This is a genomic window from Nostoc sp. NMS7 (genome assembly GCF_017115085.1).
In the GTDB taxonomy this organism is placed as follows: domain Bacteria; phylum Cyanobacteriota; class Cyanobacteriia; order Cyanobacteriales; family Nostocaceae; genus Nostoc.
Genome location: NZ_JABXKJ010000006.1, coordinates 1 through 16,698 on the forward strand (window position 1 = coordinate 1; position 16,698 = coordinate 16,698).

General features: G+C 42.8%; 10 protein-coding genes and 2 pseudogenes. 8 read left to right on the top strand and 4 right to left on the bottom strand.

Annotated features, from left to right (window positions below; all coding sequences use genetic code 11):
• Both HWQ38_RS00285 and HWQ38_RS00290 read left to right on the top strand, forming a co-directional pair.
• Window positions 1-838 (top strand): annotated as a pseudogene (locus HWQ38_RS00285) (heavy metal transporter); the annotation flags it as partial.
• Window positions 839-911: 73 nt separating this feature from the next.
• A pseudogene (locus HWQ38_RS00290) lies at window positions 912-1,079 on the top strand (IS4 family transposase); the annotation flags it as partial.
• A 283-nt stretch (window positions 1,080-1,362) separates the two neighbouring features.
• Here HWQ38_RS00290 and HWQ38_RS00295 read toward each other — a convergent pair.
• Genes HWQ38_RS00295 through kaiC form a run of 4 tightly spaced genes read right to left on the bottom strand, consistent with a single transcriptional unit; the run spans window position 1,363 to window position 6,385 of the window.
• Window positions 1,363-3,870 (bottom strand): diguanylate cyclase, encoded by a 2,508-nt coding sequence (locus HWQ38_RS00295; protein ID WP_292788964.1) that lies wholly within the window; start codon window positions 3,868-3,870, stop codon window positions 1,363-1,365.
• Between the two features lie 60 nt (window positions 3,871-3,930).
• A complete protein-coding gene (locus HWQ38_RS00300; RefSeq protein WP_292788967.1) occupies window positions 3,931-4,299 on the bottom strand; it encodes a circadian clock KaiB family protein in 369 nt (122 codons plus the stop codon).
• A gap of 8 nt (window positions 4,300-4,307) precedes the next feature.
• Window positions 4,308-4,622 (bottom strand): circadian clock KaiB family protein, encoded by a 315-nt coding sequence (locus HWQ38_RS00305; RefSeq protein WP_292788970.1) that lies wholly within the window; start codon window positions 4,620-4,622, stop codon window positions 4,308-4,310.
• 56 nt (window positions 4,623-4,678) lie between these two features.
• Window positions 4,679-6,385: a circadian clock protein KaiC gene (gene kaiC, locus HWQ38_RS00310; RefSeq protein ID WP_292788973.1), complete on the bottom strand. Its 1,707-nt coding sequence runs from the start codon at window positions 6,383-6,385 to the stop codon at window positions 4,679-4,681.
• 772 nt (window positions 6,386-7,157) lie between these two features.
• Here kaiC and HWQ38_RS00315 point away from each other — a divergent pair.
• From HWQ38_RS00315 to HWQ38_RS00340, 6 genes are all read left to right on the top strand, one after another.
• On the top strand, window positions 7,158-7,580 hold the full coding sequence (locus HWQ38_RS00315; protein WP_292788975.1) for a hypothetical protein: 423 nt from the start codon (window positions 7,158-7,160) through the stop codon (window positions 7,578-7,580).
• Between the two features lie 234 nt (window positions 7,581-7,814).
• The gene (locus tag HWQ38_RS00320) at window positions 7,815-10,454 is read left to right on the top strand and encodes an EAL domain-containing protein (RefSeq protein WP_292788978.1); all 2,640 of its coding nucleotides are present in this window, start codon (window positions 7,815-7,817) and stop codon (window positions 10,452-10,454) included.
• Between the two features lie 721 nt (window positions 10,455-11,175).
• Complete coding sequence (locus HWQ38_RS00325) at window positions 11,176-11,793, top strand: hypothetical protein (protein ID WP_292788981.1); 618 nt, start codon at window positions 11,176-11,178, stop codon at window positions 11,791-11,793.
• Window positions 11,794-12,134: 341 nt separating this feature from the next.
• A complete protein-coding gene (locus HWQ38_RS00330; RefSeq protein ID WP_292788983.1) occupies window positions 12,135-15,251 on the top strand; it encodes a DUF5906 domain-containing protein in 3,117 nt (1,038 codons plus the stop codon).
• Window positions 15,252-15,495: 244 nt separating this feature from the next.
• Complete coding sequence (locus tag HWQ38_RS00335) at window positions 15,496-16,200, top strand: CAP domain-containing protein (protein ID WP_292788985.1); 705 nt, start codon at window positions 15,496-15,498, stop codon at window positions 16,198-16,200.
• Between the two features lie 189 nt (window positions 16,201-16,389).
• Complete coding sequence (locus HWQ38_RS00340; protein ID WP_292788987.1) at window positions 16,390-16,656, top strand: tyrosine-type recombinase/integrase; 267 nt, start codon at window positions 16,390-16,392, stop codon at window positions 16,654-16,656.
• The last annotated feature ends 42 nt before the right edge of the window (window positions 16,657-16,698 follow it).

The window sequence follows — 16,698 nt, forward strand, 5'->3', positions numbered from 1 at the left end:
CGATGCAGAAATGACCGCAAAAGATTTGTGGTCACTCATGGAACAGTACTACATACTTAACGGCACATTAGTTATAGAGGACGAGGGCAAACGCAGGATATGGGTGGATCAGGTTCGCCCCAGTGATAAAAACGTGAAGGGGATTAACCAAATCATTCCCCGGATTTCTCAACTATTTCCTAAAGCGGTCAAGGCGACTAGGTACTGTGACATTGCTAAAAGAAACATTCCAGTCCTCAGAGGTATTGGGATTATTGACCCTACCCGCACCACAATAGACTCAACCCGCACCAGTTCCGCACCAGTTTCCGCACCACAAACAACGCTAAATCAAGACTTCCGCACCACCCGCACCACTTTTTCAGATTTTGAAGAAAACATTGAGGAAAAATCTGAACATACTTTGCAAGTAGATTTATTTTCTCCCCCAATGAAAAATGATGATTACCCCCCCCAAAGTGGTGTAAGTGGTGCGTCACCCTTGCAAAATAAGGAAAACTACTGCGGTAAGTCCTGCGTCAGTGGTGCGGGAGAAGTAGAAAGTGGTGCGGGTATGCCAACTGAGCATGAGGCAGCGACCCCCGCGACAATTACATCTGATACTGCTCTGGTTGAAACTGAGAACAATAACTCCTATTCCTCGCTCCTAGACCTTGAGAAAGACCAGCATGACATTGCCGATTATGTTGGCCGTCAGTGCGAAGTCAGAAGGAGTAATGGTAGTGTCAAGTTTATTGGGGAGATTATTGGCTGCAACGTCAAGAATGGATTTGTTACCGTGATGACCGAGGAGGGGAATCAAGACGGTGATTTCCGCGAAACGTTCATCAAAGTCTAGATAACACTGAGTTAACTTTCCCAATTTGGGAATATTTTACAATCTCTAATGCCAGCGAAATGGCTTGCATCTTTCTAAAATGATGTCTAGTTTACCAATAAATGCTGTTGGAGTAATGGATAGAGGATTTGCCGGATTAAAATTTATTCAAGAATTAGTCCAAGAAAATAAATACTTTGTCTTGCGAATAAAAAACAATTGGAAATTAGAATTTGAGGATGCGACTAGATTAATCAAAGTGGTGCATCTGATGATGGGGGTATGAGTAGCATTCGCGCAGAAAACCGGGTTAAGAGATATTACATGAGTAAGACAAGCATTTTTAGAAGCTGAAACCCTTATTTTTTCGTTGAGTAGTGACTCGATAATAAGTTTAAGTCAATCACCTTCGTTATTGGGAAAATCCTTAGCGAATAAGGCTTTTAAGCTTAACCCGGTTTTCTGTTCTGATGATACTCATACCCCAAAAACTACTTACACAACTGGAAATGCTCACAAATGTTGAGTAAGCTTATTTGATTTCATTAAGGATCATTTGGGTTCCACATACAAGAACGATTACGCCCCTGTGCTTTGGCTTGATAAAGGGCTTGATCTGCTGCCTTAATCAAATCCAAAGGAAGCATATCAGAGGTAGGAATCACTGTAGCAATTCCGATAGTCAGAGTAACGTGCTGCTTCACAGCCGATGCAGTATGGGGAATATTTAGCTGTTGGATAGCTTGATGAATTCCTTGAGCAACCTGAACAGCCCCATCACTAGCAGTGTTGGGTAAAATGACAACGAACTCTTCTCCCCCATAACGAGCAACTAAATCCCTAGAACGCTTAATAGTTTGTTTTAAAGCTTGGGCAATGAGTGTTAAACAAGTATCCCCAACGGCATGACCATAAGTATCGTTATATTGTTTGAAATAATCAATGTCACATAGGAGTAATGAAATAAAATCTTTTTCTCGTAAAAGATATTGCCAAAGATAATCAAGCCTACTATCAAAACATCGGCGATTGGCAATCTGAGTTAATTTATCAACCATCGCTAGATTTTCTAACCGCTGATTGGCAAGCTGTAACTGTTGATAAAGTTCTGATTGCTGAATGGCGATCGCTACCTGTGTTGCCAATTGCTGAAGCAGTTCGCTCTCCCAAGGTTGCCACTGACGCGGGGCGCTGCAATGATGAGCAATTAACAAACCCCAAAGGCGCTCCTGTTGAAAAATTGGTACAATTACCTTGGCTCTGATTTGCAACTGTTCCAATAATTCTAGATGACAAGCAGTTAATCCGGCGGTGTAGATATCTGGATTAACTTTGATCATACCCTGTTGATAGGACTGTCGCCCCTGGGTCTCGACAAAGTAGGTGTCTGTAATTTCCATATTTAGGATTGCCTTCCACCCGAATGCCACAGACTCCGTGATAACGGTACCACTCCAATCGGCATTTATGCGATAAATAATCACGCGATCGGTTTGCAGAAATTGTCTAACTTCAGCAACAGTTGTGTTCAAGATTTCATCCAAGTCCAAAGACTTGCGGATCTGTTGAGTGATCGCTACGACCATGCGTTCCCGTTCTGTCTGCTGTTGCAGGGCAATTTGTGCCAGTTTCCGCTCGGTAATATCATTGTTGATTTCTAGGATTTTAATCGGTTTACCAGCATTGTCTTTTTGTAAAACCCAACGGCTAGCGACATTAATAGGTCGTTCATCCCATCTGAAATGGATCAGTTCTCCTTCCCAGTAGCCTTTTTCAAAAAATTCTGTTTCAATTTCTGATAATGATTGAGGAAATTGGGTTTTCAATAAAATATGTGAGATTTGTCCCAAAGCCTCGGCTTTCGTCCAGCCATACATAGACTCCGCTCCCTGATTCCAGAAGCAGATCGCCCCATTTAAGTCGCGGGTAATGATGGTGTCATGTGCTAAATCTAGTAGTTGCGCCTGTTCTAAAAGAATGAGTTGGGTTTGTTGCTGCTGGATCACAGTTTCTAAAAGGTGATCGTTGGTTTCCATCAGTTGGGCAGTACGCTCGGCTACCCGTTGCTCAAGTTCGGCATTCAGTTGTTGCAGGGCTGTTTCTGCCTGTTTGCGGCGAGTAATATCCGTCAAAATAACGACTGCGCCACGAAAGTAGTTATCTTCGTCTGCCAGAGGACGCGCATTTAGAAGAAGATTTATAACTTGTCCATCCTGAGTTGTAATTTCTACCTCTTGCCCTTGAAAGCTGGTTCCATTTAAAACAGATGCGATCGCAAAAGGAACTTTACACCCAGGAGCAGTTTCCAGATGAGTGCTGTTAAGCATCCCTTGCTGATGTGTAGCGGAAGCAGGGGTTGATTGGGATAAGAAAATAGATAACGTATCAAAGGGTTGGGAGAGGAGGTTTTTTTCCCATAGTTGGCAGGCAACCTGACTGGCACGAATGATATTTCCAGTATAGTCACAGACTAAAATTGCTTCTCCTGCCTGCTCCAACATCAGACGTGCCAATCTTTCTGAAGCCAACGTTCTTTCATGTCGCTTTTGTTCGGTTAAGTCTGTAATAACCACACAATTCATGGAAACGTCATCAGGTTTGAGGTAGTTTATGGATAAATAAACCGGAACTTCAACCCCAGTTTGAGGAATTAGAAATAGTTCGATCGCATTCTGATTACCCTTTTCTGCAAGTTTTACTTGCGACTGAAACAGCAGAGTATCTTGAGGTGACAAAAACCGTTTAAAGGAAGAGCCGATTAGTTTTTCTAGGGGTTGATGTAATAAATTTGAACAGCTTTTGTTGCAATATAAGATTAATTCTTCGTCTGAGAGAATCACTGCGCTTTGTTGCATCTCCTCCACTAATAAGCGGTAAGATTGATCGGCACTTTTGAGGGTAAAAACCTGTGAACCTTTGTCAGTTGAAACAACTAGCGCGTCAACTTCACCTTGCATAATTGCTTGTAGAGTTCCTTCACTAATAGCGAGGCGATCGCGCAATGCCTGATTTTCTGCCAACAGGTTGGCTTTAGTTTTCTGAAGGTCTTCCATATCTTCGTTTACTAAACAGAAAAATAAATCATCCCTCTATTATGTGACGCCGAAATTCCCTCATCTAGGCACAATATTTAACCCTAACAATACTTTTTCGGTATCCGATAAATCTCCAATAATCTGACGCAGAGGCAGAGGCAAATGCTTAACTAGGGTAGGAATGGCAACAACATTATCAACCTGTAGTTCTGGAGAGGACTGATAAACATCAATCACCTCTAGCTCATACCGTCCCTGTAGATAGGTCTCACAGAGCAATTTCAGATTTTTTAGGGATTGCATTGATCGCGGTGTCGTGCCAGCAATATATAACCGAAGGTAGTAGTGTTGCAGATCGCCCAAGGCGATCGCTTGCTCAAAACTGGCAGTCATTTCATCGCTCTCTTCCAGCGATACCTTGTTTTCCTCCGGCAGCATATTATTCATCTTATAAGTCACTTCTCAACTTTTTTGAGGTCAAGTCCCAGTAAAACTTTTTCTTGATTAGATAGGTCGCCAATGATTTGCCGAATCGGTTGAGGCAGTTGTCGTACCAGGGTGGGAATGGCCAGGATTTGATCTCGTTTGGCTAATTCTGGGTACTGTAACAAATCAATGATTTCAATGCGATATTGTCCCTGGAGGTGTTCCTCACATAACTTCTTGAGGTTAGCAAAGGCGGTTACCGATTTGGGGGTTTGTCCGGCAACATACAGCCGTAGCTGCCACTGCTCGGATGTAATCTGGCTCGGTTCGTTGTTTTGATTCATAGGGGGAGGTTCCTAAATTGCATACGATAACTTCAACCGCAAGGTTGGCAGTAGCCTTAATCCGCTTGCCGCAGCCGTGCCATTGCTTGCTGATCCTGAAAAAAATCTGCTTCATACAGGTTCTTTTCCTGGAGCAGATAGTCGAGTTCGGCACTTTCTGCCTCCATTTGCATTTGCAAGGTGGCAATCTGATCTTGAGTGATTTTCCGCTGTTTTTCAATTTCTCGTCGTCGCCTGACAAGCTGCTGCTGCCGCTCAAGATGAGCCTGCCTATCAGCTGACTCTTGGGCTGCACGAGCCGTTCCGGCCAATACCTGGTTTTGTCCCAGGTAAACATCAACCAAGTCAATGCCCAGATCGGTCAACCGAAATTCTCGCACTTGGTTAGAATGTCCCATCCCACGAGATTTGAGCAATTGTAGCAGGCGATTGCGCTCCCCATTGTTCTCTACCGCTCGCACTTCCAGCCAACTGTCCATCAATGATGAAATGCCAATCTCGGTGTGTTTCATTGGCATTCCTGATGAAATTAGATTGGTCATGAGTACGGTGATTTGTTGAGCTTTCAGATAGTCAATCAAACGCATGAAAAATGAGCGGGTTTGCAAAAGCGTGCCGATGGAGGTTAGGTTGCTGATGGGGTCAAACACTATCGTCGTCGGCTTAAAGGCATTGAGCCAGCTATGGATCTGCACCAGATGGAGTTCTAGACTATGAGCCGTGGGGCGCAACGCTTGAATTTTCAGCAGTCCCCCTTGCAGATATGGCTCTAAATCCAAATTGACCGATCGCATATTGCGAAGAATTTGTTGGGGTGCTTCTTCAAATGCCACATAGAGACACCGTTCTCCCCTCTGGCAAGTTGCTGCTGCAAAATGAGCCGCGATCGTACTCTTGCCCATCCCTGCCATGCCCGTAATCAGAATGCTGCTGCCACGAAAATAACCCTGCCCTCCCAGCATGGCATCGAGGCGGGGAATGCCACTGGATATCCGTTCCGTAGAAACATCATGGTTTAGTCCGATGGAGGAAAGCGGTAAAACTGAAATCCCATCTTTGTCAATTAAGAACGGATATTCGTTGCTGCCATGCTGCGATCCCCGATACTTGACAATTTGCAGTCGTCGTGTACACAGTTCATCATGGGTTCGCTGATCCAGGCGAATCACGCAATCGGAGACGTATTCCTCTAAACCCTGGCGGGTCAGACTGCTTTCTCCCCGTTCGCCTGTGACGATCGCCGTCACGCCCTTTTCTTTGAGCCAGCGAAACAGACGACGCAATTCTGCCCGAATAATCGCAGCATTGGATAATCCAGAAAACAGCACCTCAATGGTGTCTAGGACAATTCGTTTTGCTCCGATGCTATCGATGGCCATACCGAGACGAATAAAAAGCCCTTCTAGGTCATAGTCACCAGTTTCCTGAATTTCAGACGGGTCAATATAGATAGAGTCAATCTCAAGTTTTTTTTCGGCGACCAGTTGAGCCAGATCCCATCCCAGAGAAGTAACATTTTGGGTCAATTCTTCGACCCCTTCTTCAAAGGCAATAAATACCCCTGGTTCCCCATATTGGGTTGCGCCCCGTACCAAAAACTCCATGCTTAACAAGGTCTTACCGCAGCCAGCAGACCCACAAATTAATGTCGGTCGCCCTTGAGGTAATCCGCCTTCTGTGATCTCATCCAGCCCTTTAATTCCAGTTGGGCATTTAGCAAGCTGGGTATTACGGGATTCCATTGTGCTAATCAGTTGAACCATAAATCATGCCGAGCCTTGATGCGATCGCATTGATTAGAATAAGTACCCTATCACTGAAGTAACTTTTGAAAGCTTGAACATCGAATGGGCTTCAGATGGGATGGGGACTTTTTAATTGTCAAATAACTTTTTGACAGGTTTAAAGTTGGAATTAATCAAGATAAATTTTCAAGTAGAGAGGAAGATATTATTTCATTTATTCTATATAAAATAACCTTAGTCATTTCAAAAGGAAACTGATAAACAGGTTTACATTTTCTAGTATCCCAATCTCAACTATATAACTGATCTAATACGATAACCCCTTTATGAGAAAAAGTATCAGGTTTTTTTTGTATGTCCCCTCGAAAAGGGGGAATAGTAAAAACAAGGTTTGGCATTATTCCCTTCAAATCCTTGTCAGCAAAGGGGTATGAGTATCATCAGAACAGAAAACCGGGTTAAGCTTAAAAGCCTTATTCGCTAAGGATTTTCCCAATAACGAAGGTGATTGACTTAAACTTATTATCGAGTCACTACTCAACGAAAAAATAAGGGTTTCAGCTTCTAAAAATGCTTGTCTTACTCATGTAATATCTCTTAACCCGGTTTTCTGCGCGAATGCTACTCATACCCCACACTTTGCAAGATTAGCTGATTCTACTATGTGCTAGATAATACTTGTTTAGACTGGTGCTAAAACATCAATAAGATTTAAGACTAATTCCGTGTATTACATGGAGAAGCATCGTCACTTCCCGTTAAAATTACGATGTAATACACGGTTGAGGTTATGTGGAAACGGGATATTCAAGGAAAGTTTGCCCTTAAGAATGATGACTATCGTGAAGTACGTTCTTTGCGATTAACAGATGATACTTGGAAGGCTCTTGGTATTGCTTCGGAATGCTTAGGCTTAACCCGTGCTGATTATTTAGAACACATTGTTAGGCATAACGATAATCCTTGTATTACACGGAAAGACTCAGATTTTTTAGCTCCCATTCAACCAAGTATTACACGGCAGAGTGAGTCGCATCAGATATCTAATACCACAAGCGCTAAACAGCCTGTCGGTTTGCCACCGACTTCAGAACTTGAAATTTTACGCGATCGCATTTTGTCCGAACTGAAGTTAGGTAAGCAAGCTACTGGGTATAAAACTGCTCAGAAGGTTCTCAATCGTTTCATTGCTGAACTAATCGGTTCAGTTTAGCTGCTTAGGGAATTCGCCAACGGTATCCGTATCTCGGCTCAATACCGAATACATCTATTCTTTTGAATGGACTGACTGTCTAAATTAACAGCAGTATTTCTACTTGTCTACTTAAGTCCAAACCCTTTTTAAACCTTGTTTATAGTCCTAAGCTGACACCCATGAGCAATATTTTTAGTGATGAAATATACTGTAAATCACCAGAAATTTTATTGTCCAATCAGCAAAAAAAATATGAGTGATTTATCTACCTTAAAAATTATTAGTAAAGCACCTAAACTCATAGCGTTGTTTGCCGGAGGATTCAGTATATTTTTGGGATTTATAGTAATAGTTGCATGGCATATTCACTTGGTAGCCATAATCCAACTCCTCCCAAATTCTCCTGCCATGCGCTACAACACTGCCTTAGCGTTTTTTCTCAGTGGATGGGCATTGCTGGCTCTGATAAAAAAGTGGCGACGAGTTGCAGCCGGACTGAGTTTACTGGTTGCTCTCATTGGCAGCTTAACTTTGGCTCAGTATATATTTCAAGTAGATATTGGTATTGACCAATTTTTTATACATGACTACTTGACAAATAATCTTCCTACTTCCAGCAATACCTTGAGAATTAGTGAACCTGTCCAGCAGTTTCTCATTAAGGTGAATGGTCCGCTACCAGGTCGCCCTTCTCCTAATACAGCATTAGGCTTTACTTTGTTGGGTGTAGCATCGCTGTGCTTATCTGTAGTCAGAAAGAGGAGCCGTTTATTAATTATTGCTGGACTTTCATCAGCAGGGGTGATCGCTATTGGACTTGTCTCATTATTAGGCTACATTACCGGTGTAGGAACAGCCTACAAATGGGGACATCTCATAGGCGTAGCGATTCCGACTGCACTAGGTTTGCTGATTGTTGGGGTTAGCTTCCAACTTTTAGCTCTTGAGCGAGTTGATCGTCTTCCACGATGGTTTCCCCTGAATATTGGTTTTGGGCTTTTTACTGCAAATATATTTCTCTGGCAAGCAATAAATAGTTGGAAGAATATAGTTATTAAGCAACTATCAAATATTACTGATGAAGTTCAATCGCTATTAAATCCGGTAGCCCAGTTAGTGCTGCTAGAAGGACTGTTTCTGACCTTGCTGGTGATCCTAGTTCTCTACTATGCTCAACTTGCCCAAAAGCAAGCAGCACGGTTGAAATTGACGAATGAAGAACTCTTTTATGAAAAAGAATTAGCGCAAATCACGTTAAATTCCATTGGTGATGCGGTAATTACTACAGATGCAACTAGCAAAATTGAGTATTTGAACCCTGTTGCCGAAATGCTCACAGGTTGGAGTCTGCAAGAGGTAAAAGGTTTACCACTGAGGGAAGTCTTCCGAATTTTCCATGAAATCACACGAGAACCAACCGAAAATCCGGTAGAAAAAGCTTTAAAATCAGGGCAGATAGTCGGTTTGGCAAATCATACAGTTTTAATTACCCGTGACGAGAAAGAAATTGCCATTGATGACTCAGCTGCCCCAATTCGCGATCGCTACAATCAAATTGTCGGTGCAGTTATGGTTTTTCATGACTGCACCCAAAACCGCAGCCTATCCCGTGAAATTACCTGGCAAGCGAGTCACGATTCTTTAACAGGGCTAGTGAATCGCCACGAATTTGAGCAATGTCTAGAGCAAGCTGTGAACAGTGCCAGAACATACAACCTAGAACACGCTTTGTGCTACTTAGATTTAGATCAATTCAAGATTGTCAACGATACTTGCGGTCATGCAGCCGGTGATCAACTTTTGCGGCAAGTGACAACACTATTGCAAACTAAGATCCGTCAGACCGATGTACTAGCACGACTTGGTGGAGATGAGTTTGGCGCAGTGCTTTATAAATGTTCTCTAGAGCAAGCCATCCGGGTTGCCGAGGTGATGCGCGAGACTATTCAAGAGTTTCGGTTTGTTTGGGAAGATAATATTTTTTCTATTGGAGCCAGTATTGGCTTGGTAGAAATTAATGCTAAAACTGAGAGCCGAATCAGTCTCTTAAGCTATGCGGATGCTGCCTGCTATGCTGCTAAAAATAAGGGACGCAATCGCGTTCATCTTTTTAAGTCTGACGATGAAGAACTTTTACAACAGCGTGGGGAGATGCAGTGGGTTTCACGGATTACCAAAGCCTTAGAAGAAAACCGTTTTTGCTTGTATTCCCAAACCATTGTAGCGATCGCTCCCACCGCAACACCAGAGACTCATTATGAAATCTTACTGCGCCTGAGAGACGAAAAGGGAAATTTAGTTGCACCGATGGCATTTATTCCGGCAGCTGAACGCTACAACCTAATGCCGACAATCGATCGCTGGGTGATCAACACCCTGTTTAAGTCTTGGTCATTAGCAGAACATAATAGCAATACTAGTTATGCCATCAACCTTTCGGGTACTACTATCAACGACGATCAATTTATTAGCTTTTTGCACGAGCAATTTGCATTATATCAAGTTCCACCGCAATCGATTTGCTTTGAAATTACAGAAACCGTAGCGATCACAAATTTAACAAAAGCCTGTCAGTTCATTACCGAACTTCAACGTTACGGCTGTCGTTTTTCCTTAGATGATTTTGGTAGTGGTATGTCTTCTTTCACCTATCTTAAAACCCTGCCAGTAGACTATTTGAAAATCGACGGCGGATTTGTTCAGAACATTATCGAAAATTCTGTGGATGATGCAATGGTAGAAGCCATTACCCGCATCGGCCATGTCATGGGGTTAAAAATCATTGCTGAGTTTGTCGAAAATGACGCTATCCTACAACGAATCAAAGCTTTGGGAGTCGATTATGCTCAAGGCTATGGGGTGGCTAAACCACGTCCTTTGATATTAAATTAATTTTCGCATTAAGGCTATCTTGATAGAAGTCTAAAGACTCAAAACCCTTGTCTGGCATATCATCTTAATCTAAAGTCCCTTCGTCTAAATATAAAGCAAATTGTTTCATCTTACTAAAAATAATTCAAAAAAAAGGTAGCACAGTTTTGTTGCAAGTAGGTGCTTTATCTTTGCTAGTTGAGAAAGAAATCGGTTTTGAACATCCTTATGGTTGGCTGAGTGTATTTGGTATTGAGCCGAGATACAAGTAAAAACCTGCAAGATGGTCTGGAAACTCTTATTATATATAGGGTTCAGGCATTTTTAAGTAAAATTGGCTCTAGAGCGCAAATCTTGGGTATGTATCGCTACAAGAACTGGAGTATTTATTAATTTTATTTACAGGTTTTACAGGTTGAACGATGAATAGCTTTTGCAGTAAAATCTCTGAACTTCTTACAGGCAATGCATTACAGCCCCAAGTATTAGCCTCCTACCACACAGTATTTATTAAACTCTTGGGTTGGCGAAAAGCAAATATGGGGTCAGAAGTGCCAGTACATTCATGCACAAATTCTCATTAGACATCAAAAATACTAGAACGTATATATAGCAACGCTTTCCAGACCATCTTGCAGGTTTTTACACGTATCTGATACTGTTGGCGAATTATTTCTTCATATCTGAAATCCCGATTTTAGCGTTGTCTGATTTACAAAAGTCAATCAGTTCCAACAAGGGTATGACGAAGATTCAAAGCTTTGAGGGTATTAAGGAATGTTTCGCCAACAGTATCCGTATCTCGGCTCAATACCTTTTGAGTTTTGAGAATCATTTTGCAAATTGGGCAAGTGCCATGAATAAAAAAGCAACAATTATCAAAACCCGTGCTGGCGACATCCGTATACCAGCCAACATCGCTGCACCAAACATAGAAACATCAATCATTGATGAACCAAGTAAACTCCTCTGGTTCGCCAACGTCGCCATTAGTCCGGGATTGTTACTGATAGCCAATGGCCTAATGAATAATCCGCGCAGGGCTGGAGTAACAAGGCTTTCGGATGAATTGCAAATTATCATGAGCGATGGGTGCAGCACCCTCAACCCTGGTCACACTCTGCAAGAAGCAACCACCTGGACGCGATCGCAATTCTGGGATGCTCAAGATTTACATGACTTCCGACGCGAGGTTCGGCAACAAGGGGAGACTGTTTTCGAGTACACCTGGCGCAGCTTTGAGCCAACCGACCCTACCAGGACGAATGATCTTAACTTCACAACTCGTTACACTTTGTTCAATGGTGGCGACGGACAAATGTATCAGCTTTGCGAAAATCTGGGGATGGAGGTCTTGTGAGCCGTTCAAATATATCTGCAAGGTAATTTTTTAATTAAAAACACCCGCATTCTGGTAGTTTGAGTTTTAAGTACAAAAAAACAGGAGGATGTCACGCCCATAGGAGTTTGTCTACTCACCATAGGAGGAAACCCACCCGTCCATAAGATTCAAAATAGGTTTTCTATTTTGATCTAAAAACTTACATTAACTCTACCCTACTTTGGTTCCCAGTATTCAGGATAGAGTTACAAATAAAGAGTGGCCTAATTAATCACCAATTCAAGGAACACGGGTAAAGTAAAAACTCAATAGCGATGACATCCTCCTGTGGCAACGATTCCAGCCAATAGGAGAGAAGAATGTTTACTCAAGAAGCGCCCCAAAAGACCAATAACTTAAGAAATGACCAGCAGTTTGAGAAATTCGACATTCGTAATTTCATAGACCAGTTAGAGCCAGCGAAGGAAAAGAACAAATATATTTGTCCAGTTTGCGATGGGCATAATTTATCTATTGTTCCAGAAAATGGTAAGTATAGCTGCTTCAACAAGTGCCAGCACAGAGACATTAGAGAGGCGATTAAATCTTGGGATGAAGTTCTGGCAGAGAGGAATGAGAAGTACACTGCTTCACCAAAACGGACTGTAAGCAAGCCCAAGTTAATTAAACCCAAAGCAGCGCCAATCCCCGGTGACTTTACTTTGGTAACGTTGTCCGAGCCAGCGACCGACATTCCTCAACCCCAAAAGTTAACGAGCAGGCCGCCCGACAAAGTTCCTGGCAGCGCCACTGAAATAATTTACATTTACTCAGAGTCTCAATGGGTGACACGCTACCAGTGGGAAGATGCTAGCAAAGATAAGGGTTACAGCAAGACTTTTAGGCAATGGCACAGGCGGGAGGATGGCACACCAGAGATGCGGAAAGGAAACGCATTTTGGGAAGCGTATCGTCTTAATGAAGCGATCTGCGCTTCTCTGCGAGACGCTCCGCGAACGCAGCAGCGCTTCGCTATCGCTGCTGCTAAATCTGTGACAGGAACCCCGGCACTACTCCAGCATGAAGGTGAGGGATGCGTAGAAGTTGGTCGGGAGCATGGTCTTGCTGGAATTACGTTTCAGGGAAGTGGATGGGATAGAAAGACTATTATCCCAGGATATCAACGTGCCAAGGAAGAAGGCATAGGATTAATCGTTTTTCTGCATGACCCCGACGAGACTGGCTTAAAGAAACTCCAAACCTGCCAGGACTGTGCAGCCGAGGTTGGGATTGCATTTATTGGAATTAACCCTCACACCATCTGCCCCGATTTACCATATAAGTCATCAGACATTAAAGAAATCTTGGGGCAGATGGAAGTACCAGAATTTATCCGCAGGTTAGAACAGGAGATTCACGCAGCTGTGGCGGAGCGATCGCAGCGATCGCAACAGTCAGAGGTAGATGTAATCGAGCCTGACGATAGCCCAGACAATCAAGATCCAGTTGTAAGCTTCACCCAGCAAGCATTTAAAACTCTCTATGGGGATAAGAGTTGGATTTGTGCTGCCGATAACCTCTACTGGCATACTGGCAACCATTACAGGCATTCTCCAGACTCTAGAGAAATCAAGAGAATATCCGATTTTTGCAATGCCTTTGCAGTTAAAAATGACCAGGGAAAAATAAGTTATCCCTACGCAACACCGAGTTCGGTGAAAAAGGTTTTGGAATGGGCAAAGATGCGAACACTGGTTGAGACAGAGTTAATCAATCCTCCCGGAGTAAATTGTCTCAATGGGATAGTCAAGATTGAGTGGGAGGGCAGAAACTTTACAGTAAAGCTAAAACCACACACACCGGAAGACTATTACATTTATGAACCTTTAATTGAATATCTCCCTAATGCTGACGATACATACTGCAATCAACTATTGAGTTGTTTGGACGAACCACAACAACAAATATTTCTGAGAAACATTGCCGCATCCCTTGACCTAAAAACTGTCAGAAAATTCAGAGGCAGAGACGTAAAAGCAGTATTAGCGATTGGTCTTGGTTCTAATGGCAAAGATGCTCTGCGCGAATGCGTATCTACCATTTATGGAAAGAACGGACTAACCTCTGTCTCATTAGGTGACTTTCAATCCTATGACGAAGGCAGAAAGTTTGGACTATCGCCGCTCATGTACAGTTTGGTCAATTGGGCTTCTGAAAATCCACAGACAAATAGAATTGATAGACTCCAAAGCCTAAAATTATTCATCACTGGAGATACATTGCATTGTGAACATAAAGGGAAAGACCATATCGAATTTTCTTCTAACGCAATCGGGATTTTTAATCTAAATGAGACTCCCGCCTTTCAAGGTGTGATACAAGCAATCAGAGATAGGATTGCAATTCTAGAATTCAAGAAAACCTTTGTAGATAATCCCGACCCAAATAATCCAAGGGAGATAAAAGGCGATCCACGATTCCGCTATGACCAAGATTTCATTAGAACAAAATTAGCTCCGGCATTCCTAAATAAAATGCTGCAAGCTCTTAAAGACCTTGTGGACTCAGGAATTGACTATGAATGCACAACCGACGCTTTCTATAACCTTCAGAAGGAAAATAACCATCTCTTTGACTTCATTGAAGATGAAAAGCTGGGTTATGTAGAAGGCGGTGAGATGTCAGCAAATGATTTATGGTTTTTGATCGAAAACTGGTACAAGCAAAACGACACATTAACCATAGATGAAAATGGCCGGAGGACATGGGTAGATCAGGTTCGCCCCAGTGATAAAAACGTGAAGGGTGTCAACCAAGTTATTCCTCGAATAAGTCAACTCTTCCCCAAGGCAGTCAAAGCTAGTCGGTACTGTGATGTTCGCAAAAAACAGATTCCAATCCTCAAAGGCATAGGGATTTTGCCAATTACCCGCCCCAGTTTAGAGGAAACCCGCCCCACACCCGCCCCACTTCCCGCCCCAGAAACAACGCTAAATCAACACTTCCGCCCCACCCGCCCCACTTTTTCTGAATTTGAAAAAAACATTGAGAAAGAAGAATTGCTTTGTCAAACCGAATCATTTTCTTTACCAATGCAAAATCAAGAAAATGTAACCCAAACTGGGGCGGGTGTAGCGGAACCCTTACAGAATAAGGAAAATCAGGAAGAGAACTGGGGCGGAACTGGGGCGGGTAGCTCTAAAACTGGGGCGGGTATCCCAACTCAGCATGAGGCAGTGACCGCCACGACAATTACATCTGAGACTACTTTGGCAGAAGCTGAGAAGGATAACTCCTATTCACTGCTACAAGTTGAAAAAGATGACCAAGATGTTACCGATTATGTTGGCCGTCAGGTAGAAGTCAGAGAAGGTAATCGTAGTGTCAAGTTTGCTGGGAAGATTGTTAACTGCGATGTGAGAAATGCGATCGTCAGTGTGATGACCGAGCAAGGCAACCGAGATGCATATTTCAGTGAAGCATTTGTGATTGACTAGATAAAACTGAGTAACTTTCCCAATTTGGGAGTATGTCAAAATCTCTAATGCCAGCGAGTTGCCTTGCATCTAGCTTTGCTATGGGTCAGTTAGTTGAACAAATTTAGATTAGCTACCATTAGGGGTGGATCTAGCGAAGCTGTCATGAGGGGCAAGATAGGTGGAAACAAGCCACAGAAGCGTTTACAGATTTATTTTTTCTAATTCACCGGCATTAATCCATAGAAAAATTGTGAGGTAATGGATGCATCGCCTGAAATTTTGGGTATTTTTGCCAATTACATTGATATTCGATTGCTCAGATCAACTGTTTCAATTTAACCCGTCTATGGCTAACTCTAACCCAGCAGTAGTTCCAGAAACTAGTTCGACTTTATTAACAAATGCAAGTTACCTTTCAGAATTGGAACAACAGGTAATTGTTGAAACAAATAAGGTACGAACAAATCCTAAAGCATACCTCCCGATTGTGGAAAACTATAGAAAGCGCTTTGAAGGGAACCTAGTCAAAGTTTCTAATAATACCTATTGGCAAACTCAAGAAGGAGTCAAAGCAGTTGATGAGGCGATCGCATTTTTGAAATCAGCACCTCCTGTGGGAGCATTGAGTGCATCTAAGGGTATGTCTTTAGGAGCAAAAGACCATGTTAAAGACCAAGAACTAAAAGGCACCATAGGTCATGATGGTAGCGATGGTAGCAACCCCTTTACTCGCATCAATCGCTATGGTAAATGGCAAACAACCGCAGGCGAAAATATCACTTATGGCTTCAACACTGCTGAAGATATCGTCATCCAATTAATTATTGATGATGGTGTAAGCGATCGCAGTCATCGAAAAAACATTTTTAATGGCGCTTTTAAAGTCTCTGGTGTTGCTTATGGAACTCACAAAGTATATAGAACAATCTGCGTAATTGACTACGCTGGTGGCTATATAGAAAAATAATTTCAGTCTGGAATTGGGGATAGGAATATACCTGGCTATTTGGCATTGAGCCAAGATGGAGTATTTATTAATTGATAACAGTTCGCAATAACTCTTGAGTGGCCCGTTTCTCAACGAGAGAATGGGCATCCCAGCGTAGTAGACTGTCCATAATAAGGCGCGTACACCGGACACTACCAACGATAATAAATGAGGCCGCCACCCCCAACTCGTCTACCAAATAAGCATTACAGGTCTAGAGAATACCTTACACCAAGCGAAGTGCGATCGCTCCTCGATGCTGCACTAGAACGTAAAGCTCGTTATGCTCACCGTGATTATACACTGATGCTCCTCATGTTTCGCCACGGTCTGAGGGTGGGGGAAGCTGTAGGCACTAACTATGGTTTAAGGTGGGATGCAGTGATGTGGGGCGAACGTCAGATTTTCATCACCAGGGAAAAGGGGTATGAGTAGCATTCGCGCAGAAAACCGGGTTAAGAGATATTACATGAGTAA